Origin of the sequence: Dryocola baronae (genome assembly GCF_051297175.1) — a bacterium.
Lineage (GTDB): Bacteria > Pseudomonadota > Gammaproteobacteria > Enterobacterales > Enterobacteriaceae > Dryocola.
Genome location: NZ_JBINNY010000001.1, coordinates 636,787 through 662,356, shown reverse-complemented (window position 1 = coordinate 662,356; position 25,570 = coordinate 636,787). Strand labels below are relative to the sequence as shown.

Below are 25,570 nucleotides of genomic sequence, written 5' to 3'. Positions count from 1 at the left end.
CGAGGAAGACGAAATGGAACATAAACCGACGCTTGTCGTCGCCCTGGGCGGGAATGCGCTGCTGAAACGGGGCGAGCCGCTGGAAGCTGAAATCCAGCGTAAAAACATCGATCTTGCCGCGAGAACTATCGCTCAGCTTACCGCCACCTGGCGCGTGGTGCTGGTACATGGCAACGGCCCGCAGGTAGGCCTGCTGGCGTTACAGAACAGCGCCTATCAAAAAGTGACGCCGTATCCGCTCGATATTCTTGGCGCGGAAAGCCAGGGGATGATCGGCTACATGCTGCAGCAATCGCTTAAAAATCAGCTGCCCGACAGGGAAATCAGCGTGCTGCTGACCCAGGTTGAGGTGGATGCCAACGACCCGGCGTTCAAGAACCCCACTAAATACATCGGCCCGGTGTATGACAAGGCGCAGGCCGACGGTCTGGTGGCCGAGAAAGGCTGGACGGTGAAAGCGGACGGCCAGTATTTCCGCCGCGTGGTGCCGTCGCCGCAGCCGAAGCGGATCGTGGAAAACGATGCCATCACCGCGCTTATCCAGCGCGATCACCTGGTTATCTGTAACGGCGGCGGCGGCGTGCCGGTGGTGGAACGCGCCGATGGCTACCACGGTATCGAAGCGGTTATCGACAAGGATCTTTCCGCAGCGCTGTTGGCCCGCCAGATCGAGGCCGATGCCCTGCTGATCCTGACCGATGCCGACGCGGTGTACCTCGACTGGGGCACGCCAACCCAGCGTCCGATTACCCACATCACGCCGCAGGAGCTGGACGGCATGGCGTTTGACGCCGGGTCGATGGGGCCGAAGGTCGCCGCCTGCAGCAGGTTCGTTGCCGAATGCCACGGCATTGCCGGAATAGGCGCGCTGGCTGACGGCCCGGCTATTTTGGCGGGCGAGAAAGGCACGCTGATTCGGGAATAGCCGTTTTGAATACCGCCCTAACCCTAACCCTCCCCCTTCAGAGAGAGGGCCGGGGTGAGGGTAATAAATATATTATTTTTCAAAAGGATAATAAAAATGACCATCAACCTTAAAAACCGCAACTTTCTGAAACTGCTGGACTTTACCCCCGCTGAAATCCAGCACCTGATCGATCTCGCCGTGGAGCTGAAAGCGGCCAAAAAGGCGGGCACCGAGAAGAAAACCCTGGTGGGTAAAAACATCGCGCTGATTTTTGAAAAGACCTCCACCCGCACGCGCTGCGCCTTTGAAGTGGGCGCTTTTGACCAGGGCGCGCTGGTCACCTACCTCGGCCCAAGCGGCTCGCAAATTGGCCATAAAGAATCCATGAAGGATACCGCCCGCGTGCTGGGCCGCATGTATGACGGCATTGAATACCGCGGCTACGGCCAGGATATCGTTGAAGAGCTGGGTGAATTCGCGGGCGTGCCGGTGTGGAACGGCCTGACCAACGAGTTCCACCCAACGCAAATTCTCGCCGACCTGATGACAATGCTGGAACATGCGCCGGGCAAAAAGCTGCAGGATATTTCCTTCGCCTATCTCGGCGACGCGCGCAACAACATGGGCAATTCCCTGATGGTTGGCGCGGCGAAAATGGGCATGGATATCCGCCTCGTCGCACCGAAGGCCTTCTGGCCGGAACCTGAACTGGTGGAACAATGCCGCGCCATCGCCAAAGAAACCGGCGGCCGCATCATGCTCACCGACAGCGTTGAAGAAGGCGTGGCAGGGGTTGATTTCCTCTACACCGACGTCTGGGTTTCCATGGGCGAGCCGAAAGAAGCCTGGGCCGAACGCGTCAGCATCATGACGCCGTATCAGGTTAATCAGAACGTTATCAACGCGACCGGCAACCCTGACGTGAAGTTTATGCACTGCCTGCCCGCGTTCCACAACGAGCACACCAAGGTCGGGAAAGAAATTGAAGCGGAATACGGCCTCAAGGGGCTGGAGGTAACGGAAGAAGTGTTTGAATCCAAACACTCCATCGTCTTCGACGAAGCCGAAAACCGCATGCACACCATCAAAGCCGTCATGGTTGCAACGCTTGGCGAGTAATCCCTGAGGCGGCGGGGATAGCCTCGCCGCCGGATGCACGCGTGCGGCCCCGCGCCGCAGGAGGAAAGGAAAATGGCCGATGTAACCCAAGGGGATGTCAGTGCGGCATCCGCAACAACAGAAAAAAAATTAGGGCTCAGCGCGCTGGTAGCGCTGGTCATTGGTTCAATGATTGGCGGCGGCGTCTTTAGCCTGCCGCAAAACTTTGGCTCCGTCGCCTCACCCGGCGCGTTATTAATCGGCTGGGTGATTACCGGCGTCGGCATGCTTTGCCTGGCTTTTATCTATCAAAATCTTAGCTCTCGCTGCCCGGAGCTTGAGGGCGGCGTTTACAGCTACGCCCGCGCCGGGTTCGGCGATTTTATTGGCTTCCAGTCCGCCTGGGGCTACTGGTTCTCCGCCTGGCTCGGCAACGTTTCCTATGCGGTGCTGCTGTTTAGCGCGATGAGCTTTTTCATTCCGGTCTTCGGCGACGGGAACAACCTGCCGTCGATAGTCGGCGCGTCGGTGGTGCTGTGGCTAGTGCATGCGCTGGTGCTGCGCGGCGTGCGTGAAGCGGCCTACATCAACACGATCCTCACGGTGGTGAAGGTGGTGATCCTGCTGGTGTTTATCGTCGCGGTGCTGATCGCGTTTAAGATCGGCGTGTTTACCGCCGACTTCTGGGGCCGCATGATGATCGTCAACGGCCAGGAGCCGGCGCTGTTCGATCAGGTGAAAAACACCATGCTGGTCACCACCTGGGTGTTCATCGGCATCGAAGGGGCGACGGTGGTTTCGGCCCGTGCGGCCAACCGTAGCGATATTGGCAAGGCGACGGTTATCGGGCTGCTCGGCGCGCTGGCGATTTACGTGCTGGTCAGCGTCCTGTCGATGGGGATTCTGGATCAGGCCACGCTGTCGGGGCTGAAAAATCCTTCAATGGCGGGCGTGCTGGAAAATGTGGTGGGCGCATGGGGTGCGAAATTTGTCGCAGGCGGGGTCATTTTGTCGGTCGCCGGTGCCCTGCTGGCCTGGACGCTGTTTGCCGCCGAGCTGCCGCGCGTGGCGGCCAATGACGGCATCTTCCCGAAAGTCTTCGCGAAAGAAAACGCCAGGCACTCTCCGTCGTTCTCGCTGTGGATCACTAACGGTTTAATCCAGCTATTCCTCATCCTCACGCTGTTCTACCAGGCGGGCTATCAGGCGCTGTTTTCCATCGCTACTGCGGCAATCCTGCCACCGTATCTGTTCAGCGCCGCCTACGGCCTGAAGCTTGCCTGGACCGGTGAACGCTATGCGAAAGGCGAGTCCCGCACCGGCGGCATCGTGCTCGGCGTGATAGCCACGGTATACGGCTTCTGGCTTTGCTATGCCGCGGGCGATTCTATGCTGCTTAGCTCGCTGCTGTTCACTCCGGGGCTTGCGGTCTTCCTGTGGCAGAAAAAGCAGCAGGGGCAACAGCTGTTGAAAAGCTACGAGTGGGCGATTGTGGTGGCGCTGCTGCTGCTGGCCGCATGGACGCTAAAACTGGTCATGACCGGGGCAATTCAGATTGCCTGATCCGCCAAACGCCCCAAACGGGGCGTTTAATGCTGGAATAAATATGATTTACACTATTTTTTATCGCTTACTGTTGCAAAGTCGGATCTATCGAACAGTTTAAATCTATAAGTGGCGTAAATTAATTCCCTATAGATATCAAGGCATGGTGAACAAAATGAGGGTTTCCCGAGCATCGTCCGAAAAGGAGCAAAGCCTGCTGACGCTTTGCCAACGACTCATCGTCCATAAAAGCTATCACTCCCAGGAAGAGCTGCGCCGCGACATGCAGCGCCACGGCTTTGAAGCCATCAGCCAGTCAACGGTTTCCCGCCTGCTCAAGATCCTTGGCGTCATCAAAATGCGCAACGCCAAGGGCCAGAAAATCTATGCGCTTAACCCGCAGGAGCAGCCTGAACCCGATGCCGCACGCTCCGTCGCCGAAATGGTGATAAGCGTCGAGCACAACGCCGAGTTTATTATGATTCACGCCGTTGCCGGATACGGGCGCGCCGTGGCGAAAATCCTTGATTACCGCGCTTTGCCAGAGATTTTAGGCGTGGTCGCGGGCAGCAGCGTGGTGTGGATCGCACCGCGTGAAGTGCAGAAGACCCCGCAGGTGCATCGGCGCATCATGCAGACGCTGGGATTACATTAGCGTTGCATGAGTATTCACAGCAACCGTTTGCCTGCGTATAAAAAAGTGTGAGATTCCCCCTTGCAAGGAGAAACCACCCGCGTATAATGCGCCACAATTTGCCGGGAGGAAGCATGGTCCAGTGTGTTCAAAAAATTGTCACACCTCGTCGTCTGAAAGACGGCGCGACCCCGTTTTTCTTTCCGTTGCTCCAATCAATTCTAAAGGCCCCTCATTGAGGGGCTTTTTTTTTGCCCGACGCCCGAGAACAGGAGATAACCATGGCTAACCCGCTGTATCAAAAACATATCATTTCCATCAACGATCTCAGTCGTGAAGAGCTTGAGCTGGTGCTGTCTACCGCCGCGAAGCTGAAAGCCAATCCGCAGCCAGAACTGTTAAAGCACAAGGTTATCGCCAGCTGTTTCTTTGAAGCGTCGACGCGTACCCGCCTGTCGTTTGAAACCGCCATTCACCGCCTGGGCGCGTCCGTGGTGGGCTTCTCCGACAGCAGCAATACGTCGCTGGGCAAAAAGGGCGAGACGCTGGCGGACACTATCTCGGTCATCAGCACCTACGTTGATGCGATAGTGATGCGCCACCCGCAGGAAGGCGCGGCGCGTCTGGCTACCGAGTTTTCCGGCAGCGTGCCGATTTTGAACGCGGGCGACGGCGCAAACCAGCATCCGACCCAAACGCTGCTCGATCTGTTCACCATTCAGGAGACCCAGGGGCGTCTGGAAAACCTGCATATCGCGATGGTCGGCGACCTGAAGTATGGCCGCACGGTGCATTCTCTTGCCCAGGCGCTGGCGAAATTCAGCGGCAACCGCTTCTACTTTATCGCGCCGAACGCGCTGGCGATGCCGAAGTACATCCTCGATATGCTGGACGAAAAAGGCATCGAGTGGAGCTGCCACGAGGCCATCGACGATGTGGTTACCGAGCTGGATATTCTCTACATGACCCGCGTGCAGAAAGAGCGCCTCGACCCGTCCGAATACGCCAACGTGAAGGCGCAGTTTGTGCTGCGCGCGGCGGATCTTAACGGCGCACGCGAAAACATGAAGGTTCTGCACCCGCTGCCACGCGTGGATGAAATCACCACCGACGTGGATAAAACGCCTTACGCCTGGTACTTCCAGCAGGCCGGTAACGGCATTTTTGCTCGCCAGGCGCTGCTGGCACTGGTTTTGAATCGCGAACTGGCTTAAGTGAGAGGAAAGAGAGATGACGCACGATAACAAATTACAGGTAGAAGCCATTAAACGCGGCACGGTTATCGACCATATCCCGGCGCAGGTAGGCTTTAAGCTGCTGACGCTGTTTCAACTGACCGAAACCGAGCAGCGCATCACCATCGGCCTGAACCTGCCGTCCCGCGAGCAGGGCCGCAAAGATTTGATCAAAATCGAAAACACCTTCCTGACCGACGAGCAGGTGAACCAGCTGGCGCTGTACGCGCCGCACGCGACGGTGAACCGTATCGATGAATATGAAGTGGTGGGCAAAAGCCGCCCTAACCTGCCGGAGCGCATCGAGAAGGTGCTGATCTGCCCGAATACCAACTGCATTAGCCGCAGCGAGCCGGTGTATTCGTCATTTGCGGTGAAAAAGCGCGGTGAGGACATCAGCCTGAAATGTAAATACTGCGAGAAAGAGTTCGCGCATCATGTGGTTCTTGCGGACTAGCCCGGCAGTTTGACGCCGCCGCTAATGACAAGCAGGCTCCCTTCCCTATAATGGGCGGGAGCTTTTTTGTTTGTAGGGTGGATGTGCGTCAGCATAATCCACCACTCCGATTTGGCGGGTGGCGCACAGCTTACCCGCCCTACGAACTTACATAAGGAAGAAATAATGTCTCGTACTATTAGTACTGAAAACGCCCCTGCGGCCATCGGCCCATACGTGCAGGGCGTGGATCTCGGCAGCATGATCATCACTTCCGGCCAGATCCCGGTTGACCCAAAAACCGGCAGCGTGCCGGAAGACGTTGCCGCTCAGGCGCGCCAGTCGCTGGAAAACGTGCAGGCCATCGTTGAAGCCGCGGGCCTGAAGGTTGGCGATATCGTGAAAACCACGGTATTCGTAAAAGACCTTAACGACTTCGCGACCGTGAACGCCACCTACGAAGCTTTCTTCAACGAGCACAAAGCCACCTTCCCTGCGCGTTCCTGCGTGGAAGTGGCCCGTCTGCCGAAAGATGTAAAAATTGAAATTGAAGCGATCGCTATTCGCCGCTAATTTCTAAAAAAAATGCCGGTTCAATGAAGAACCGGCTTTTTTAACTTCAGAGAAAACATTAAAAGCATTATAAAAGTAAACCATGATTACCTTCTGTTAAACATCCTACCACCAGAAAATTAAACGTAGCAATCATTATTTCCTCTAGCTAATGCTATTGCATGAACCATTATTAATTATTTAAAGAATGTAAGCAGTACATGCATAATAAATAAAAATTAGTCATCGACAAGAATTTAAAATAGTATTGCTGCGGGTGCTGAAGCCATTAACCTTCAGCATAACGTCACTCATTCGTGGTGGATTGTGTTGCAGGTTTACTGGTCGGGGCCCCATCCCATTAACAGCGGATGGGGAACTACCAAAACACTCCACACAAGTGCGATGGTAGTTCTTCTGAAGCGTAACTTCAATAGAGGAGCTATGAAAAAAGCATTAAAGCTTTATGGCTTATTAATAGTTTGCTTAACGTTAATCACTATTATCTTTTTGATTCAGGACTCGCTGTGCGAGTTTTTCTTTATCAATAAGGACGTAATGATATCAGGCAAGCTTTCCTGGGTAAGCAGGTAATAATCCATCGGGGGAGCTCGCTCCCCCTGCTTTGATGGAGTGGAATGGTGAACGCACCCTTTTAAATATGGCCGCGCCTGCGGCCTTATTTATTACACGTTTATTTAACGCTTGCTCGTAATAACTTTTGCAACGGATAGACGGCGGCAATAATAACCTCATCCTGGGTTTTCGCCGCCTCGTCGAGCTGCTTCTGAATGCCTTCGCGTTCATCGCCGCTTAGCGTGCCCTGCCTTGCAACAAGATCGGTCAGCCGCAGCCCGATACCGGCCAGCTTGTCGACGCCTTCCGCCACCGGTTTTATGTCTTTAAGCTGGTAGTTGCCGTCAATCAACGCCAGCACGTCCGGGGTGTTGCTCTGCCAGCGCGCGAAGGTATGACGCAGCGACTCCGCGCTATTGTTGTCTTCCGGGTCGGCAACAAGCTTGTCCACCCAGCCGTCGACGGCGCGAACCTGGCTGCTTTCCGGCCCTAACGCATCGGCAAAACGGTTGAGCGGCTCGAAGTGATGGTAATTCCCCGCCTGGAACTTAAGATGCTGGCGCGTGTAGTACTGGGCGGGCTCTACGGCCTGGGCCAGGATCTGTAATGGCATAACGTCCGGCGTGCCCGCAAGGCGTGTCATCTGCTGCACGGAAGCAGCGTGCTGCTGCATGCCCACCGAAACCGTCGACCAGGCGTCCATCGCCTGCAGGCGCTGATACATGTTATCGACGTCCTTCACGTCTTCCGTTGACCACAGGCGCTCCGCCACCGCATAGGTGCGCGGCCACAGCTTGATATCGAGCAGCGGGGAGATAACGTTTTCCGCCCACAGCGCGGCTTCTCCGCCGAGAATATTGTTCATCTGTTCGGGCGTCGGCACCACCGGCTGCACGCCGTCCGGCACGCTGTCCAGCTTCTGCCCCGTGGCCGGATAGCGGACGTTGCCCACAAGCATGTAGCCCGTCAGCTTATCCTGGTCGATGTTCAGCACCGGACGGGTTTCGCCCATCCAGGTATCCACCGTGAAGGTGACCTGATGCGGCGTCAACCACTCAACGTCGCGCACCGCACGCCGCGACTTCCCTTTGAAATCAATGAATCCGCGCCAGCCGCTTTTGTTATTTATAAGCGTAAAGCTGCCTTCAACCGGGCTTCCCTTGAGGCGCGGCATGCTGAAGAACCAGCTTTGCGCGCTGTCGGCGGGCGTAATCTGGTCGATGCCATTCAGCCCCTGCGGCAGTATTTCATTGCGGTAGTGGTAGGCGGTGGACTGCGGCTGGTCGAGGTAGAAGCCCGTCGAGAGAATGCCTTTGTAGCCGTGCGCGGCTATCGCCCCCAGCGAATCCTGGCCCTGCCATGACTGGATCAAAATGCTTTTCGGCAGATCCGGATGGGAGATCTCATCCCAGCCCATCATCTGGCGATGATGCTTTTCGAGGATCTTCTCCAGCCGCTGGTTGAAATAAGTCTGCAGCGCGTGTGTATCGGCAATGCCGTGCTGCTTCATAAACGTCTGAATGGACGCGGATTCCTGCCACTGCGTGTCGTCCACCTCGTCACCGCCGATATGCAGATAAGCGTCCGGGAAAATGGCCGTCAGCTCGCCGATCAGCGCATCGACAAACTGGTAGGCAGCGTCGTTAGTCGGGTTAAGCAGCGGTTTGAGCACGCCCCAGTGGCGCTCCATCTGGTAAGGGCCGGGCGCGCTCATCAGTTCAGGATAGGCCACGGCGATCGCCGAGGCGTGGCCCGGTAAATCCATTTCGGGTACCACGCGGATCCCAAGCCTGGTCGCGTAGCGCACCACCTCTTTCATCTGCGCCTGGGTGTAAAACTGCCCGTCGCTGGCGAGCTGCGTCAGCTTCGGATATTTCGTCGAGGCAAAGCGCCAACCCTGGTCGTCGGTCAGATGCCAGTGGAAGACGTTGAGCTTGGCGCTCGCCATACCGTCCAGCTGGCGAAGAATGTCTTTTACCGGCACGAAGTGGCGGGCGGAATCCAGCAGCAGGCCGCGCCACGGAAAGCGCGGTACGTCTTTGATCGCCACGAAAGGAATCGAGGTATTTTGCGTCCCGTTCTGGATGAGCTGCAGCAGGGTTTCCATGCCGCGCATCGCGCCAAAGCGGGTATTGGCGGTTAGCTTGACGCCGTTTTCCGTTACGCTCAGCGCGTAGCTTTCATCGCTGCCAAGCCGGGGTAACGGATCGACGACCTTGTTGATGTGAATATCGATGGTTGGTTTGGCAGGATTTGCCTGCATCGGCTGTAGCTGCCAGCCGGTCTGCTGGGCGATGCGCTGACGCCAGCGTTCCGTCGCGCCGTCGAGGCTGTCGCCGCTGATTTTTATCGATACCGCGTTATCCAGCGTCAGGCTGCCTTCCGCCGTCGGGCGGGTGACCTGCTGCGGCCAGGGCATGAGCGGTAGATCGCCTGCCGGGGCCGCGTGGGCCTGACACACGCTAGCAACACAGGCGGCGAGCAGGCTCAAACGTATTGATTTCATCATGAATATTCCTTTCTAAGTGGCATACCAGCTGACGGGCCAAAAAAGGCAAACCACTCTGGTAACACGTGCAGAAATATTCATCAAGGCTATGGCGAGATGCAGATCACATCTCGCCAGGGTTTTGTAATTTTTAAGATTACTGCCAGCCGTAGCGACGGCTATAGATGCCTTTAACGCCTTGAGTGACGGTCATGTAACCGCCGAGGATCAGCACCAGCCACGGGAAGTAGCTGAGCGGCAGCGCCTCGAGATGCAAATAGCTCGCTAAAGGTGAGAACGGCAGCGCGATGCCAACCACCATCACCACCAGCGTCATGACCATCAGCGGCCAGGCGGCGCGGCTCTGGAAGAACGGGACGCGACGGGTGCGAATCATATGCACAATCAATGTTTGCGACAGCAGGCCCACCACAAACCAGCCGGACTGGAACAGCGTCTGGTGTTCCGGCGTGTTGGCATCGAATACCCACCACATGACGCAGAACGTCATGATGTCGAAGATGGAACTGATCGGCCCGAAGAACACCATAAAGCGCCCTAAATCCGCCGGATTCCAGCGCTGCGGCCTGGCGATTTGCTCGTCGTCGACGTTATCAAACGGGATCGCTACCTGCGAGACATCGTAGAGCAGGTTCTGAATCAACAGGTGAATCGGCAGCATCGGCAGGAACGGCAGGAAGGCGCTCGCTACCAGCACGCTGAACACGTTGCCGAAGTTAGAGCTGGCGGTCATTTTGATGTATTTGAGCATGTTGGCGAAGGTGCGACGCCCTTCGATGACGCCCTCTTCCAGCACCATCAGGCTCTTTTCAAGCAGGATGATATCCGCCGCCTCGCGGGCGATATCCACCGCGCCGTCAACGGAAATACCAATGTCCGCCGCACGCAGCGCGGGCGCGTCGTTGATGCCGTCGCCCATAAAGCCCACCACGTGGCCCTCACCGCGCAGCAGGCGCACGATGCGCTCTTTATGCATCGGCGTGAGGCGCGCAAACAGCGTGGTGCGTAGCGCAAGCTGCGCCAGCTCTTCGTCGCTGAGCTTTTCGATATCGCTGCCGACCACCAGCTTGCCAACGTCCAGCCCGACCTCACGGCACACCTTCGCCGCCACCAGCTCGCTGTCGCCGGTAAGGATTTTGACGGTGATGCCGCTTTTTTTCAGCGCTTTCAACGCAGGCGCGGTCGTTTCCTTCGGCGGATCGAGGAAAGCGATATAGCCTTCGAGGATCAGATCGGATTCATCAACGCGGCTGTAGTCGCCTTCCCGCGCGGGCAGGAACTTAGTGGCAACCGCCACCACGCGCAGCCCCTGCCGGTTCAGGTCGTCCGTCACGCGGCGGATACGTTTGAGCATCGCGTCGTTTAGCGGCACGATTTCATTGCCGTGGCGAGCGAGCGTGCAGACGTTGAGGATTTCCTGCAGCGCGCCTTTACAGATCAGCTGGTGCACCTCCGGCTCCTCGGAAACCACCACCGACATGCGGCGGCGTTCGAAGTCGAACGGGATTTCATCCACTTTCTGCCAGCGGGCAATCGCCTTGCGAACGTGATCGGTATCGACGCCTTCCAGCACCGCCACGTCGAGCAGGTTTTTCAAGCCGGTTTGATAGTGGCTATTCAGCCAGGCCGCGTGCAGCACACTGTCGCTGACGTTGCCGAGAATATCGGTGTGCGTTTCCAGAATGATGCGGTCCTGGGTCAGGGTGCCGGTTTTGTCGGTGCAAAGGATGTCCATTGCGCCGAAGTTCTGGATGGCGTCGAGGTGTTTGACGATAACCTTCTGTTTTGACAGCTTCACCGCGCCGCGAGCGAGCGTGGAGGTGACGATCATCGGCAGCATTTCCGGCGTCAGGCCAACCGCCACGGAGAGCGAGAACAGCGCCGCTTCCCACCAGTCGCCCTTGGTGAAGCCGTTAATCAGCAGCACCACCGGCACCATTACCAGCATGAAGCGGATCAGCAGCCAGCTCACGCGGCTGATGCCTTTCTGGAAGGCGTTTTGCTCGGTTTCCTGCTGGGTGACGCGCCCTGCAAGCTGGCCAAACCAGGTGTTGCCGCCGGTTGCCACAACCATTGCCAGCGCGGTTCCGCTCACCACGTTGGTGCCCATAAAGCACAGCGTGTCGCACTCAAGCGGGTTGGTGTTCTGCGGCTGGAGGCTGACCGCCGCTTTCTCTACCGGCAGCGATTCGCCGGTCAGCGAGGCCTGAGCGACGAAGAGGTCACGGGCGTGCAGCACGCGCAAATCTGCCGGGATCATGTCGCCCGCGGAAAGCTTGACGATATCGCCGGGCACCAGCTGGTCGAGGGGGATTTCAACGTAGCCGCTTTCGCCCTTATCGTTGATGACGCGCATCACCGTGGCCGTGTTGCTGACCATCGCTTTCAGCGCGTCCGCCGCCTTGGTTGAGCGCGCTTCCTGAATGAAGTTCAGCAGCGTAGAGATGACCACCATCAGCGCGATGACGCTTGCGCCGAACAGGTCATCTTCGGTGGCGTAGGAGAAAATTCCCAACGCCGTCAGCAGCAGGTTGAACGGGTTGCTGTAGCAGCTCCACAGGTGTTTCCACCACGGCGTCGGTGCCTGCGCCGGGATTTGGTTCAGGCCGTGCTCTTCGAGCGCGTCTTCCACTTCCCGCTCGTTCAGGCCTTCAGGATGGCTGGAGAAATCGCGATAGAGCTGCTCTTCGCTGGCGTAAGCGTATTTCAGGCAGGCTTCGGTCAGCGTCGCTGGAATGTCCGTCGCCTGGGTTACGGTTTTGCCATCCGGCATCGGGTCGCGCTGGATCAGGCGACGTGGCAGATGGCGGCTGAGTTGTGAAAACAACTGCCGGGTCAGGTTTTTAAACTGCATAATAGTGTCCCCTGGCACCGCAGCGGCGGCACCTGGCTGTTCTGCGGGCAAGGCAAAGCCGACCACGCAGGTCATATTTTTATTCAGCAGGGATCGACAAAGTGTGAATCGCTACCTTACATGTTCCGGTAAGGCAGTCGCTCGAAAGAGGTGCGTCTTACCGGATGGTTCCTGTTTTCACAGGGCGTGGACTGGGATCGGGTTCCATGTCGCCTCCGGTTAAAGAAAAGGGAATGCTTCTTTACGCCTCACGGCGCTATTAAAGCGCGGATATAATACACCCGCGAAACTAAACCTAACGTAAACCGGATTTTACCCATTGTCGTTTGTTGGGCAGTAGCACTTTAATGTATAAAACCTACGCGAATTATTTCAGGGAATGACCATAGCCATGCAGAATCGCCTTACCATCAAAGACATTGCCCGCCTGAGCGGCGTGGGCAAATCCACCGTCTCGCGCGTGCTGAATAATGAAAGCGGCGTCAGCGATCGCACGCGTGTAAAGGTGGAAGCGGTGATGCAGCAGCACGGCTTCTCCCCTTCCCGCTCGGCGCGCGCGATGCGCGGTCAGAGCGATAAGGTGGTGGCGATTATCGTCACGCGTCTGGACTCCCTGTCTGAAAACCTGGCCGTGCAAACCATGCTGCCAAGCCTGTACGAGCAGGGCTACGATCCGATCATGATGGAAAGCCAGTTCGATCCCAGGCTTGTAGAAGAGCATCTCGGCATGCTCAAGCGCCGCAATATCGACGGCGTGATCCTGTTTGGCTTCACCGGCATTACCGAAAAAATGCTCCAGCCCTGGCAGTCCACGATGGTGCTGATGGCGCGCGATGCGAAAGGCTTTGCCTCCGTGTGCTACGACGACGAAGGGGCTATCGCCATTTTGATGGCCGCGCTTTACGAGCAGGGGCACCGCCACATCAGCTTCCTTGGCGTTCCCCACAGCGACGTAACCACCGGCTTACGCCGCCACGAAGCCTATCTCGCCTTCTGCAAAAAGCACAGACTGACGGCTAACGTCGCGCTGCCGGGCCTCGCCATGAAGCAGGGCTATGAGCACGTCGCCGAAGTACTGCTGCCGGAAACCACCGCCCTGCTGTGCGCCACCGATACGCTTGCGCTGGGTGCGAGCAAATACCTTCAGGAGCACCAGCGCGCCGCCCTGCAGCTCGCAAGCGTGGGCAATACGCCGCTGATGAAGTTCCTGCATCCAGAGATCATCACCGTCGATCCGGGCTACGCGGAAGCCGGACGCCAGGCGGTTTTACAGCTCATCGGGCAGGTCACCCAGTCCCGCGAACTGCGCCAGATCGTTATCCCAAGCACCCTCCAGTAAACGCCCGAAAATGGGTTTATTGTGATCGTCGCCCGATTTCGGGAACGTTCCCATTTTCGACCAGATGATTAATCGGTAACCTTGTCGGCAGGTCATTACTCCTTATTCGGGGCCACACCATGAGCAAAGTAAAACAACAGGATATCGACAGGCTGATCGAGCTGGTGGGCGGGCGCGAGAACATCGCCACCGTCAGCCACTGCATTACCCGCCTGCGTTTTGTACTCAACAACCCGGCGATCGCACGTCCGAAGGAAATTGAAGAGCTGCCGATGGTCAAAGGCTGCTTTACCAACGCCGGGCAGTTTCAGGTGGTTATCGGCACGGACGTCGGCGACTACTATCAGGCGCTGATCGCCACCAGCGGGCATAACACCGCCAATAAAGAGCAGGCCAAGCAGGCTGCGCGCCAGAACATGAAATGGCATGAACAGCTGATTTCGCACTTCGCGGAGATCTTCTTCCCGCTGCTGCCCGCGTTGATCAGCGGTGGTTTGATCCTCGGCTTCCGCAACGTGATTGGCGATCTGCCGATGAGCAACGGCCACACGCTCGCGCAGATGTACCCGTCGCTACAAAGCATTTATGACTTCCTGTGGCTGATTGGCGAGGCGATCTTCTTCTATCTGCCGGTAGGGATTTGCTGGTCCGCCGTGCGGAAAATGGGCGGGACGCCTATCCTTGGTATCGTGCTCGGCGTAACGCTTGTCTCGCCACAGCTGATGAACGCCTACGATTTAGGGACCAAAATCCCCGACGTGTGGAACTTCGGCCTGTTCACCATCGCGAAGGTGGGCTACCAGGCGCAGGTGATTCCCGCGCTGCTGGCGGGCCTGGCACTCGGCTTTATTGAGACGCGTCTGAAACGCATAGTGCCGGATTACCTCTATCTTGTAATAGTGCCCGTGTGTTCGCTGATCCTGGCCGTGTTCCTCGCCCACGCGTTTATCGGGCCGTTCGGACGCTGGATTGGCGACGGCGTAGCCTTCGCGGTGCGCCACCTGATGACCGGCAGTTTTGCACCGGTAGGCGCCGCGCTGTTTGGCTTCCTGTACGCGCCGCTGGTCATCACCGGCGTGCACCAGACGACGCTCGCCATCGACATGCAGATGATTCAGAGCATGGGCGGCACGCCGGTCTGGCCGCTGATTGCGCTGTCTAACATCGCTCAGGCGTCGGCGGTTGTGGGGGTCATTATTTGCAGCCGCAAGCATAACGAACGTGAGATTTCCGTCCCGGCGGCGATTTCGGCCTACCTCGGCGTGACCGAACCGGCGATGTACGGCATTAACCTGAAGTACCGCTTCCCGATGCTCTGCGCGATGGTCGGTTCCGGTATCGCAGGGCTGCTGTGCGGCCTGAACGGCGTGATGGCAAACGGTATTGGCGTCGGCGGTTTGCCGGGCATCCTGTCCATTCAGCCGCGCTACTGGGAGGTTTACTCCGTTGCCATTCTGATTGCGGTAGTGATACCGATCGTGCTGACAACCGCGGTGTATAAACGCAAATTCCGCCAGGGTACTTTGTTAGTGGTTTAGTTTTTAACGGGGCCAGTATTGGCCCCTTAGCTTTAGGAAAGCGCTATGAATACAACTCCTCCATGGTGGCAGCATGGTGTCATCTACCAGATCTACCCGAAGAGTTTCCAGGATACGACCGGCAACGGAACTGGCGATCTTATTGGCGTAATTAAACGCCTCGACTACCTCAAGCTGCTGGGCGTGGACGCTATCTGGCTGACGCCGTTCTATGTCTCCCCGCAGGTGGATAACGGCTATGACGTGGCGAACTACTGCGCCATCGACCACAACTACGGCACGCTGGATGACTTCGACCTGCTGGTCGCCGGGGCGCACGAGCGCGGCATCCGCGTTATCCTCGACATGGTGTTTAACCATACCTCGACGCAGCACGCCTGGTTCCATGAGTCGCTGAACCCTGAAAGCTCCTTCCGCGAGTTCTACATCTGGCGCGACGGCACGCCGGACGAGCTGCCGAACAACTGGCGCTCGAAGTTTGGCGGCAACGCCTGGCGCTGGCATGCGGAAAGCGGCCAGTATTACCTGCACCTGTTTGCCCCCGAGCAGGCGGATCTCAACTGGGAGAATCCGCAGGTGCGCGCCGAGCTGAAAAAGGTGTGCGAGTTCTGGGCCGACCGCGGCGTGGACGGCCTGCGCCTGGACGTGATCAACCTCATTTCTAAGGATCAGGATTTCCCGAACGATATTGAAGGAGGCGATGGCCGCCGTTTCTACACCGATGGGCCGCGCATCCACGAATATTTGCAGGAGTTCAGCCGCGATGTGTTTACCCCGCGCGGGCTGATGACGGTGGGCGAAATGTCCTCCACCACCCTCGACAACTGCCAGCAGTACGCCGCGCTAAACGGCGGCGAGCTGTCGATGACGTTCAACTTTCATCACCTGAAGGTGGACTACCCCGGCGGGCAGAAATGGACGCTGGCGGAGCCGGATTTTGTCGCGCTGAAGTCTATTTTCAGCCACTGGCAGCAGGGCATGCACAACGTCGCCTGGAACGCGCTGTTCTGGTGTAACCACGATCAGCCGCGCATCGTGTCCCGCTTTGGGGATGAAGGCGAGCTGCGGATTCCGGCGGCGAAGATGCTCGCCATGGTGCTGCACGGCATGCAGGGCACGCCCTATATCTATCAGGGCGAAGAGCTTGGCATGACCAACCCGCACTTCACGCGCATCATCGATTACCGCGACGTGGAAAGCCATAACATGTACGCCGAACTGCGCGCGCAGGGCCGCGACAGCGACAATCTGCTCGCGATCCTCGCCAGCAAATCCCGCGATAACAGCCGCACGCCGATGCAGTGGGATGACGGTGAAAACGCCGGTTTTACCACGGGCACGCCGTGGATCGGCCTGTGTGATAACTACCAGACCATCAACGCGCGAGCCGCGGTCGATGACCCGGATTCGGTGTTTTACGCCTATCAGCGCCTGATCCAGCTGCGCAAGGCGCAGCCCATCTTCACCTGGGGTAACTATCAGGATCTGCTGCCGGAACATCCGTATCTGTGGTGCTACCGCCGCGAATGGCAGGGCCAGACGCTGGTGGTCGCAGCCAACCTCAGCCGCCACAACCAGTGGTGGAAACCGGACGCGTTTGAGGGCGTCTGGGAGGTGCTGATGAGCAACTACGCCGAAGCGGCGGGCAAACCGGGCGAAATCAGCCTGCGGCCTTTTGAGGCGGTTTATTGGCTGCAAAACTAAGCTGAATAAAGAGCGGGTGGCGCTTACGCCTACCCGCTCGTTTGTCGATGATTTACCCGAAAGATTCACCGCGTGAATTAGTTCCCCTCCCACACCCCCCATCCTCTCTGCGACGCCTAAGAAACTTTGTTCTGAATCAATAAAAGCGCAAACATCTTTGGTGCAAGCACTACATATAGACCTTAAAATGCGCCCCGGCCCCATATGTTGTATTTTTTGACTATTATAGCAACAGCGTCCTCAGCATAACTCTGGGGATTATCTGTGGATAAAACGGGCCAGAATCCGGAAGTCTATGGCGCAGAAAGCGTAAAACCAGACCCGGAATCATCCATCCCTTTGTGGATAACCTTTTTAAAATGGAGAGATCATGACACCGCATGTGATGAAAAGAGACGGGTGCAAAGTACCTTTCACTTCAGAGCGCATTAAAGAAGCTATTCTTCGTGCAGCTAAAGCAGCGGGAGTCGATGACGCGGACTATTGCGCCACCGTCGCAGACGTCGTAAGTGCCCAGATGGCGGGCCGCAGCCAGGTTGATATCGGTGAGATTCAAACCGCCGTTGAAAACCAGCTGATGGCGGGTAACTACAAACAGCTGGCTCGCGCCTATATCGAATATCGCCACGACCGCGATATCGAACGCGAAAAGCGCGGTCGTCTGAACCAGGAAATCCGTGGTCTGGTTGAGCAAACCAACTCTGCGCTGCTGAATGAAAACGCCAACAAAGATAGTAAAGTGATCCCAACCCAGCGCGACCTGCTTGCGGGCATCGTGGCGAAACACTACGCCAAGCAGCATCTGCTGCCGCGCGACGTGGTGCTGGCGCACGAGCGCGGCGATATTCACTACCACGATCTGGATTACTCTCCGTTCTTCCCAATGTTTAACTGCATGCTTATCGATCTGAAAGGCATGCTGACCCACGGCTTCAAGATGGGCAACGCGGAGATCGAACCGCCGAAGTCTATTTCTACCGCGACCGCCGTCACCGCGCAGATCATCGCGCAGGTTGCCAGCCATATTTATGGCGGCACCACCATTAACCGTATCGATGAAGTGCTGGCCCCGTTCGTGACGGCAAGCTTCGAAAAGCACCGCAAAACCGCGCAAGAGTGGCAGATCCCGGACGCCGACAGCTATGCGCATTCCCGCACCGAGAAAGAGTGCTACGACGCCTTCCAGTCGCTGGAATATGAGGTAAACACGCTGCACACCGCCAACGGCCAGACGCCGTTCGTGACCTTTGGCTTCGGGCTTGGCACCAGTTGGGAATCGCGCCTGATTCAGACGTCGATTCTGCGTAATCGCATCGCGGGCCTCGGCAAAAACCGCAAAACCGCCGTCTTCCCGAAACTGGTTTTCGCCATTAAAGACGGCCTGAACCACAAGTTTGGCGACGCTAACTACGACATCAAACAGCTCGCGCTGGAATGCGCCAGCAAGCGCATGTACCCGGATATCCTGAACTACGACCAGGTTGTGAAGGTCACCGGCTCGTTCAAAACGCCGATGGGCTGCCGCAGCTTCCTCGGCGTGTGGGAAAACGAAAACGGCGAGCAGGTTCACGACGGCCGCAACAACCTCGGCGTTATCAGCCTCAACCTGCCGCGCATCGCGCTGGAAGCGAAAGGCGACGAGGCGAGCTTCTGGAAGCTGCTCGACAGCCGTCTGGAGCTGGCCCGTAAAGCGCTGATGACCCGTATCGCACGCCTTGAAGGGGTGAAAGCTCGCGTCGCGCCAATTCTTTATATGGAAGGTGCCTGCGGCGTGCGCCTGAATGCGGACGACGACGTGTCCGAGATTTTCAAAAACGGCCGCGCGTCGATTTCCCTGGGCTACATCGGTATTCACGAAACGGTCAACGCGCTGTTCGGCAACCAGCACGTTTACGACAGCGAAGCGCTGCGCGAGAAGGCCGTGGCGATTGTTAACCGCCTGCGTGAAGCCACGGACAGCTGGAAAGAAGAAACCGGCTACGGCTTCAGCCTGTACAGCACGCCTAGCGAAAACCTGTGCGACCGCTTCTGCCGCCTCGATACCGCCGAATTTGGCGTGGTGCCGGGCGTTACCGACAAAGGCTATTACACCAACAGCTTCCACCTCGACGTCGAGAAGAAGGTCAATCCGTACGACAAGATCGACTTTGAAGCGCCTTATCCACCGATCGCCAACGGCGGGTTCATCTGCTACGGCGAGTATCCAAACATTCAGCACAACCTGCGGGCGCTGGAGGACGTTTGGGACTACAGCTACCAGCACGTGCCGTATTACGGCACCAACACGCCAATCGACGAATGCTATGAATGCGGCTTTACCGGCGAGTTCGAATGCACCAGCAAAGGCTTCACCTGCCCGAAATGCGGCAACCATGACGCCGCGCGCGTTTCGGTGACTCGCCGCGTTTGCGGCTACCTCGGCAGCCCGGATGCGCGTCCGTTTAACGCCGGCAAGCAGGAAGAGGTGAAACGCCGCGTGAAGCATTTAGGTAACGGGCAGATTGGCCTTTCGCAAAGCAATTGACGTCAGAGCGAGGCGGCAAACGAAGAATCCCTGGGAGCTGACTAAAGTCAGTGCCCAGGGTGATTGAGAGCAGCTAACGCAGCTATGATGGCAGGTGAGAAGCGAAAATGAATATCCATCAGTATTACCCGGTCGACATCGTTAACGGGCCGGGTACCCGCTGCACGCTGTTCGTTTCCGGCTGCGTGCACGAATGCCCGGGCTGCTATAACAAAAGCACCTGGCGGGTTAATTCAGGCGTGGCATTCACGCAGGAAATGGAAGACCGGATCATTGCCGATCTGAACGATACGCGGATTCGCCGTCAGGGGCTGTCGCTTTCCGGCGGCGATCCTCTGCATCCGCAAAACGTGCCGGACGTGCTGAAGCTGGTACGGCGCGTGCGGGCCGAGTGCCCGGGCAAAGATATCTGGATGTGGACGGGTTACAGGCTGGAGGAACTCACCCCGGCCCAGCGCGAGGTGATCGATCTGATTAACGTGCTGGTGGACGGCAAGTTTGTGCAGGATTTAAAAGACCCGGCGCTTATCTGGCGCGGCAGCAGCAACCAGGTCGTACATCACCTGCGTTAAAACCTCTTAACAGGGTGGACAAGCGCGAGCGCCATCCACCGCCCGGCGTTAAATCTTGCGGCGGATGACACTTCGTTTATCCGCCCTTCAAATCGGATCGTTTTTATAGCAGCGCCAGGCTACCCACAATAACTCCGCTTAGCATCACCAGCCCGCCGGTAAGCCACAACGCTTTAGCCGGGAACGCCTTATGCAGCATGATAAGCGAAGGAAGGCTGACGGCTGGCAGCGTGATGAGCAGCGCCAGCGCGGGCGCCGTGCCCATTCCCGCCAGCATCATGGTCTGAATAATCGGAATCTCGGCTGCGGTTGGGATCACAAACAGGCAGCCGGCAATCGCCATCGCTATCACCCAGAACAGCGTGTTATCAACCGCGCCGTCCGCATGCGGGAACAGCCAGACGCGGGCCGCGCCCAGCGCCAGAACCGCGATGATGTAAACCGGGATGGTGCTCCAGAAAAGGCTCCACAGCGCCTTCAGCCAGCGTTGCAGGAAGCTGCCCTGAATCTGCGGCTCTGCGGCGGGCTGCGGGATATCCACGGCCTGCGGCTGGTCTTTGACCCAGCGCTGCACAAGCGTAGCCACGCCCAGCACCGTAACGATACCTGCGACCAGTCGAATCAGCGCAAAATGCCAGCCCAGCACGAAGCCCATAAACACCAGCGTGGCGGGATTAAGCAGCGGATTGCCCAGCCAGAACGCCAGCGCGCCGCCCATCGAAACGGACTGACGACGCATACCTGCGGCAACCGGCGCCGCGCAGCAGGTGCACATCATGCCCGGCAGTGAAAAAAGCGTGCCGAACAGCGTGCCGCTTAGGCGCGGCTGACCCAGCGTGCGCATCAGCCAGTCACGCGGGATGAGTACCTGAATCAGCGATCCCAGGATCACCCCCAGCACCGCCGCTTTCCAGACGGCCATGAAATAGACCAGCGCGTAATCCCAGGCAGCCTGGAACGGGTTCACTTCCTGTTGAGCAATAATGGATTTGCCGATGCTGTGCGTTTCGGCGGCGGTAAACGCTTTGCCGTAATACGGCTGCCATTTAACGATCCACAGCCCGACAATCACCACCGCAAAAAAGAGAACGGGTTTCCACCAGGCGAACGGGGTTTGGCCCGCCCGGCGCGAAGTTTGTGTATGCATGAAGAGTTACCCTGCGAGTAATAAGCGTGATGGACAGATTGATGGCCGCCAATACTACGCTTCTCGCCGGGCTATTGGAAAGTTGGGGCTAGTAAACCGCCGTTTGTGCGGCGATTTCCCTTAGCTCGCGGGAATCCAGGATCGCCACGTCGTTAGGGCTGGGAGAAAATGCTTCATGCAGCATGGCTCGGGCCACGTCGCGGGCTTCGATAGACTTCCATTTCCCCGGCATAATTTTAAACAGGGGCGCAAACAGCGATTCGTTAAAACGCTGCGATTCGCGGTGCCCAAGCAGCATCGACGGGCGCGCGATGGTCAACCGAGGCCAGTTCTGCTCTATCAGCGCCTCTTCCATTTCCCCTTTGACGCGATTGTAGAAGAACGGCGATTTGCTGTTGGCCCCGATAGCGCTGACCACAAGCATATGTTTGGCGCCCAGCCGCTGGCCCGTGATGGCCGTGTCCACCACCAGCGTGTAGTCCGCCAGCACGAAGGCTTCTTTGCTGCCCGCCTCGCGCATCGTCGTGCCAAGGCAGCAGAATACGATATCGACCGGCTCGGTGATCTGGGCGAGAGCATCGCTGAGCTGCGGGTCATGAGGATTGAACATTTTGCGCATGGCGGGCAGCGGACGACGCGTTGCCGCCACGATGTTGGTCACGCGCGGCTCGTCGTTCAGCATGCGGAGTAAGTGCCCGCCAACGAGGCCCGTCGCCCCTGTTATCAGTACCCGGCTCATAAATTGCTCCTTATCAGATGATTCTAAGTCTAGTCCTTTCGCTTGCAATGTCAGCCTCGTGGACCAGGCTTAATAACTGGAACCATAAAAAACGGAGGCACCATGAGCAAGAAGATTGCGGTCCTGATCACCGACGAATTTGAGGATTCTGAATTTACATCACCGGCGGAGGCGTACCGTAAAGCGGGCCATGAGGTGATTACCATCGAGAAGCAGGCCGGGAAAACCGTGACCGGCAAGCAGGGCGAGGCAAAAGTCACCATTGATAAAGCCATTGATGACGTCAGCCCAGACGAATTCGATGCCCTGCTTCTGCCCGGCGGGCACTCACCGGACAGCCTGCGCGGCGACGATCGCTTCGTGGATTTCACGCGTGAATTCGTTAACAGCGGCAAGCCCGTATTCGCCATTTGCCACGGCCCGCAGCTGTTAATCAGCGCAGATGTGATTCGCGGGCGCAAGCTAACCGCCGTGAAGCCTATCGTGATTGACGTGAAGAACGCGGGCGCTGACTTCTACGATAAAGAAGTGGTGGTCGATAAAGACCAGCTGGTTACCAGCCGCACCCCGGACGATCTTCCGGCGTTTAACCGTGAGGCGCTTCGTCTGCTGGGGCGCTAGGCTCCCGCAGCCAGTGTAGTTTTTTGCCAAAGCCGAGGGTGTTGTCGGTCATTTTTAGCTCGTCGAGCTGAATTTCCCAGGCGGGTGCCGACATCACTCTCGCGACCGGAAAGCGTTTGCAGTAAAGCTGGCGAACGTTTTGCGCCTCGCTGTCTTCCAGCATCCGGATTGTGCCACGAAACTGAACGCCGCGTATCAGCGCGACGGTTTTGGGCTGGCCGTTCACCGTCCCTGCCGCAAACGATCCTGTGCCGATTAACTGCCCGTGGCGGGAATGCGCCTCGGTAAGCAGATAGAAGGCTACGCGCTTAGCGTCGTAGTAATAAAAGGCGTTAGAGCACCATAAATCTTCGTTACCGCCAACGCAGTAGGTTAATACGTGCTGTTTGTTCAGCCAGCGGCTGATGGCATCAAGTGTTTCCATGGGCAACCTGAACGGTGATATTCTGCAAATAATTTCAATTATGCGCCTGCCCTATGTCACCCTGGTATCTCTATTTAATCCGCACCCTCGATAACCGTTTATACACCGGCATCACGACGGATGTAGCACGCCGCTTTGGCCAGCATCAGGCTGGAAAAGGGGCAAAAGCGCTGCGCGGCAAGGGCGAGTTAACGCTGGCCTTTAGCCATCAGGTGGGCGATCGTTCGGCCGCACTACGCGTTGAATACCGCATTAAACGGCTGACGAAAGCGCAAAAAGAACGGTTGGTAAGCGGCGGTATGCCTTTTGAAGACCTGCTGGCAGATCTTCAAAAGACCTGAGATCAAAATTGGCGGTTAAAATGATCGTGGTATTCCACAAGGCCGGTGACGCCGTTTAGCGCATCGTCCGCGAGGGGATGAATTTGGAAAGCGGCTTCGGTGTCCGGCCACGCGCAGCGCAGGCCGTGCTGGGCGCCTGGTACAAAGCCAAAACGGCGATAGAGTTCAGGATCGCCAAGGGTGACCACGGCGGCATAGCCGAACTCGTTGAGCGAGTCTAACCCTTCGTAAACCAGCTGTTTCGCAATGCCCTGGCCGCGGTACGCTTCGTCTACCGCCAGCGGAGCAAGCCCTACCCACTGTAGCTCTTCACCTTCGACCGCAACCGGGCTAAAGGCAACATAGCCAACAACCTGGCCTTCATCGTCCGTCGCTACCACGCCCAGCGTTAACAGGCCGTCTTCTCGCAAATCTTTTACCAGATCCGCCTCACCGTTGCCGTTAAAGGCGCGGCGCAGCAGGGCATCGATACCGGGGGCATCAATGGGGATTTCTACACGAATTAACATGGCTCACCTACCGAGTTACTTTCTGGTGCAGGTTTGTGCTGCATACCTGCTTCGACGAAATTAGCCAGCTGCATCAGCCCAACGCGTAAAGGTTTAGGCATCGCGTCCAGCTCAATGGCATCCATCAGGTTTTTTACGTACAAACCGAGTTCAGTATCGCCTTCAATGACGAGGCGACGCTGGAAGAATAGCGTGTCCGGGTCCTGTTTGCGCGCGGCAATCATCAGCAGGTCATTGGCCTCGGCACTGAAGCTGACGTCCGCCGGAGCATCTTCGCACACCACCAGCTTATTATCCTGCACCGATGTAAACCATTTGAGGCCCAGATCGCGCACTTCAATACTCAGCCAGCGGTCTTCCAGGAATTCAAGTTCGCCGTCTTCAAGCGCCTGGCGGAACTGCCAGCCCAGAACCTGTTGCAGCACCTGGCGCTTCAGAGCAAAGGGCGTCAGTTTGACTGGGGTCCGCAACAAAGATGGGCCAATCTGTACCAGGCGAGAACGCAGTTTATCCAACACGAGCTTTACTCCTTGAGAAAAATTTCCGTTATTTTGCCATACCCGGCAAACGCGATAGCGGGGCAAATCAACAATTACGAAGGTTTCACCTTCGCCATATAGATGCGATCAATACGCCATTAGCTGGCTCAAATCAAAATTTGTCGCTGGCAGGTTAATTAAAATCCCAGCTCGTTAACAATTTGCCGGCTTTACCCGGCTGCACGGGACAGCGGTCACGGTCCCCGATGATTCAGGATAAATTATGGAGTTGCTTTGCCCTGCCGGAAACTTACCGGCGCTGAAAGCGGCCATCGATAATGGTGCCGACGCGGTCTATATCGGTCTGAAAGATGACACCAACGCGCGCCATTTTGCTGGCCTGAATTTCACGGAAAAGAAACTGCAGGAAGCGGTGAGCTACGTGCACCAGCGTGGCCGTAAGCTGCATATCGCTATTAACACCTTCGCGCACCCGGATGGCTACGTGCGCTGGCAACGCGCCGTAGACATGGCAGCCCAGCTTGGCGCAGACGCCCTGATTCTTGCGGACCTCGCCATGCTTGAGTATGCCGCAGAGCGTTATCCGCATATTGAGCGCCATGTCTCAGTCCAGGCGTCGGCAACTAACGAAGAGGCCGTCCGCTTTTATCACCGCAACTTTGACGTGGCCCGCGTCGTGCTGCCGCGCGTCCTGTCTATTCATCAGGTCAAACAGCTTGCCCGCGTGACGCCGGTTCCGCTGGAAGTCTTCGCCTTCGGCAGCCTGTGCATTATGGCCGAAGGGCGCTGCTATCTCTCTTCCTACCTGACGGGCGAGTCGCCAAATACCGTGGGTGCCTGCTCCCCGGCGCGTTTTGTACGCTGGCAGCAAACGCCGCAGGGGCTGGAATCGCGCCTTAACGACGTGCTGATCGACAGGTATCAGGATGGTGAAAACGCGGGCTATCCGACGCTGTGCAAGGGCCGCTATCTGGTCGATGACCAGAAGTATCACGCGTTGGAAGAACCGACCAGTTTGAACACCCTTGAGCTGCTGCCGGAGCTGTATGCCGCAAACATCGCGTCGGTGAAAATTGAAGGCCGCCAGCGTAGCCCGGCGTACGTCAGCCAGGTGGCGAAAGTCTGGCGTCAGGCCATCGACCGCTGCATGGCCGACCCGGAAAACTACCTCGCTCAACCCGCCTGGATGGACGCCCTCGGCGCGATGGCAGAAGGCACGCAAACGACCCTCGGCGCATACCACCGCAAATGGCAGTAGGAAATCAG

At 57.4% G+C, this 25,570-nt stretch carries 24 protein-coding genes; 17 read left to right on the top strand and 7 right to left on the bottom strand.

The window, feature by feature from the left end; genetic code table 11:
• Positions 1–13: 13 nt before the first annotated feature.
• From ACSPHG_RS03130 to ACSPHG_RS03090, 9 genes are all read left to right on the top strand, one after another.
• Positions 14–925: a carbamate kinase gene (locus ACSPHG_RS03130; RefSeq protein ID WP_435952066.1), complete on the top strand. Its 912-nt coding sequence runs from the start codon at positions 14–16 to the stop codon at positions 923–925.
• Positions 926–1,021: 96 nt separating this feature from the next.
• Positions 1,022–2,026 (top strand): ornithine carbamoyltransferase, encoded by a 1,005-nt coding sequence (gene argF, locus ACSPHG_RS03125; RefSeq protein WP_435952065.1) that lies wholly within the window; start codon positions 1,022–1,024, stop codon positions 2,024–2,026.
• A 72-nt stretch (positions 2,027–2,098) separates the two neighbouring features.
• A complete protein-coding gene (gene arcD, locus ACSPHG_RS03120) occupies positions 2,099–3,568 on the top strand; it encodes an arginine-ornithine antiporter (RefSeq protein ID WP_435952064.1) in 1,470 nt (489 codons plus the stop codon).
• Between the two features lie 157 nt (positions 3,569–3,725).
• Positions 3,726–4,205 (top strand): arginine repressor, encoded by a 480-nt coding sequence (locus ACSPHG_RS03115; RefSeq protein ID WP_435952063.1) that lies wholly within the window; start codon positions 3,726–3,728, stop codon positions 4,203–4,205.
• Between the two features lie 86 nt (positions 4,206–4,291).
• Positions 4,292–4,423, top strand: coding sequence for a pyrBI operon leader peptide (locus ACSPHG_RS03110; RefSeq protein ID WP_435952062.1), 132 nt, complete (start codon positions 4,292–4,294; stop codon positions 4,421–4,423).
• A 42-nt stretch (positions 4,424–4,465) separates the two neighbouring features.
• Positions 4,466–5,398 (top strand): aspartate carbamoyltransferase, encoded by a 933-nt coding sequence (pyrB, locus tag ACSPHG_RS03105; protein WP_435952061.1) that lies wholly within the window; start codon positions 4,466–4,468, stop codon positions 5,396–5,398.
• A gap of 16 nt (positions 5,399–5,414) precedes the next feature.
• Entirely contained in the window at positions 5,415–5,876 is a 462-nt protein-coding gene (pyrI, locus tag ACSPHG_RS03100) for an aspartate carbamoyltransferase regulatory subunit (RefSeq protein ID WP_435952059.1), read from the top strand.
• Between the two features lie 165 nt (positions 5,877–6,041).
• Entirely contained in the window at positions 6,042–6,428 is a 387-nt protein-coding gene (gene ridA, locus ACSPHG_RS03095) for a 2-iminobutanoate/2-iminopropanoate deaminase (RefSeq protein ID WP_435952058.1), read from the top strand.
• A 384-nt stretch (positions 6,429–6,812) separates the two neighbouring features.
• On the top strand, positions 6,813–7,001 hold the full coding sequence (locus ACSPHG_RS03090) for a Hok/Gef family protein (RefSeq protein WP_435955927.1): 189 nt from the start codon (positions 6,813–6,815) through the stop codon (positions 6,999–7,001).
• Positions 7,002–7,101: 100 nt separating this feature from the next.
• Here the strand turns inward: ACSPHG_RS03090 and ACSPHG_RS03085 are convergent, their stop codons facing one another.
• Both ACSPHG_RS03085 and mgtA read right to left on the bottom strand, forming a co-directional pair.
• Positions 7,102–9,492, bottom strand: coding sequence for a beta-N-acetylhexosaminidase (locus tag ACSPHG_RS03085; protein ID WP_435952056.1), 2,391 nt, complete (start codon positions 9,490–9,492; stop codon positions 7,102–7,104).
• A gap of 136 nt (positions 9,493–9,628) precedes the next feature.
• On the bottom strand, positions 9,629–12,346 hold the full coding sequence (gene mgtA / locus ACSPHG_RS03080) for a magnesium-translocating P-type ATPase (protein WP_435952055.1): 2,718 nt from the start codon (positions 12,344–12,346) through the stop codon (positions 9,629–9,631).
• A gap of 391 nt (positions 12,347–12,737) precedes the next feature.
• On the opposite strand from mgtA, the gene treR reads away from it, so the two are divergent.
• From treR to nrdG, 5 genes are all read left to right on the top strand, one after another.
• Positions 12,738–13,685, top strand: coding sequence for a trehalose operon repressor TreR (treR, locus tag ACSPHG_RS03075; protein WP_435952053.1), 948 nt, complete (start codon positions 12,738–12,740; stop codon positions 13,683–13,685).
• Between the two features lie 119 nt (positions 13,686–13,804).
• Complete coding sequence (gene treB / locus ACSPHG_RS03070) at positions 13,805–15,223, top strand: PTS trehalose transporter subunit IIBC (RefSeq protein WP_435952052.1); 1,419 nt, start codon at positions 13,805–13,807, stop codon at positions 15,221–15,223.
• A 45-nt stretch (positions 15,224–15,268) separates the two neighbouring features.
• On the top strand, positions 15,269–16,927 hold the full coding sequence (treC, locus tag ACSPHG_RS03065; RefSeq protein WP_435952051.1) for an alpha,alpha-phosphotrehalase: 1,659 nt from the start codon (positions 15,269–15,271) through the stop codon (positions 16,925–16,927).
• 370 nt (positions 16,928–17,297) lie between these two features.
• Positions 17,298–19,451, top strand: a complete 2,154-nt coding sequence (nrdD, locus tag ACSPHG_RS03060; RefSeq protein ID WP_435952050.1) for an anaerobic ribonucleoside-triphosphate reductase — start codon at positions 17,298–17,300, stop codon at positions 19,449–19,451.
• Positions 19,452–19,558: 107 nt separating this feature from the next.
• A complete protein-coding gene (gene nrdG, locus ACSPHG_RS03055) occupies positions 19,559–20,023 on the top strand; it encodes an anaerobic ribonucleoside-triphosphate reductase-activating protein (protein WP_435952049.1) in 465 nt (154 codons plus the stop codon).
• A 103-nt stretch (positions 20,024–20,126) separates the two neighbouring features.
• Here nrdG and ACSPHG_RS03050 read toward each other — a convergent pair whose 3' ends face one another.
• Both ACSPHG_RS03050 and ACSPHG_RS03045 read right to left on the bottom strand, forming a co-directional pair.
• Complete coding sequence (locus ACSPHG_RS03050; RefSeq protein ID WP_435952048.1) at positions 20,127–21,170, bottom strand: permease; 1,044 nt, start codon at positions 21,168–21,170, stop codon at positions 20,127–20,129.
• 88 nt (positions 21,171–21,258) lie between these two features.
• Positions 21,259–21,909, bottom strand: a complete 651-nt coding sequence (locus ACSPHG_RS03045; RefSeq protein WP_435952047.1) for an NAD(P)H-binding protein — start codon at positions 21,907–21,909, stop codon at positions 21,259–21,261.
• Positions 21,910–22,011: 102 nt separating this feature from the next.
• Here ACSPHG_RS03045 and ACSPHG_RS03040 point away from each other — a divergent pair, with 102 nt between their 5' ends.
• Positions 22,012–22,530 (top strand): type 1 glutamine amidotransferase domain-containing protein, encoded by a 519-nt coding sequence (locus tag ACSPHG_RS03040; protein ID WP_435952046.1) that lies wholly within the window; start codon positions 22,012–22,014, stop codon positions 22,528–22,530.
• Here the strand turns inward: ACSPHG_RS03040 and ACSPHG_RS03035 are convergent.
• The gene (locus tag ACSPHG_RS03035) at positions 22,496–22,954 is read right to left on the bottom strand and encodes a YhbP family protein (protein ID WP_435952045.1); all 459 of its coding nucleotides are present in this window, start codon (positions 22,952–22,954) and stop codon (positions 22,496–22,498) included. The genes ACSPHG_RS03040 and ACSPHG_RS03035 overlap by 35 nt on opposite strands.
• A 53-nt stretch (positions 22,955–23,007) precedes the next feature.
• On the opposite strand from ACSPHG_RS03035, the gene ACSPHG_RS03030 reads away from it, so the two are divergent.
• Positions 23,008–23,295, top strand: coding sequence for a GIY-YIG nuclease family protein (locus tag ACSPHG_RS03030; protein ID WP_435952044.1), 288 nt, complete (start codon positions 23,008–23,010; stop codon positions 23,293–23,295).
• 2 nt (positions 23,296–23,297) lie between these two features.
• Here ACSPHG_RS03030 and ACSPHG_RS03025 read toward each other — a convergent pair whose 3' ends face one another.
• Together ACSPHG_RS03025 and ubiT are read right to left on the bottom strand one after the other, a co-directional pair.
• The gene (locus ACSPHG_RS03025) at positions 23,298–23,804 is read right to left on the bottom strand and encodes a GNAT family N-acetyltransferase (RefSeq protein WP_435952043.1); all 507 of its coding nucleotides are present in this window, start codon (positions 23,802–23,804) and stop codon (positions 23,298–23,300) included.
• A complete protein-coding gene (gene ubiT / locus ACSPHG_RS03020; RefSeq protein WP_435952042.1) occupies positions 23,798–24,322 on the bottom strand; it encodes a ubiquinone anaerobic biosynthesis accessory factor UbiT in 525 nt (174 codons plus the stop codon). Before ubiT ends, ACSPHG_RS03025 begins: the two co-directional genes overlap by 7 nt.
• A gap of 244 nt (positions 24,323–24,566) precedes the next feature.
• On the opposite strand from ubiT, the gene ubiU reads away from it, so the two are divergent.
• Entirely contained in the window at positions 24,567–25,562 is a 996-nt protein-coding gene (gene ubiU / locus ACSPHG_RS03015; protein ID WP_435952041.1) for a ubiquinone anaerobic biosynthesis protein UbiU, read from the top strand.
• The last annotated feature ends 8 nt before the right edge of the window (positions 25,563–25,570 follow it).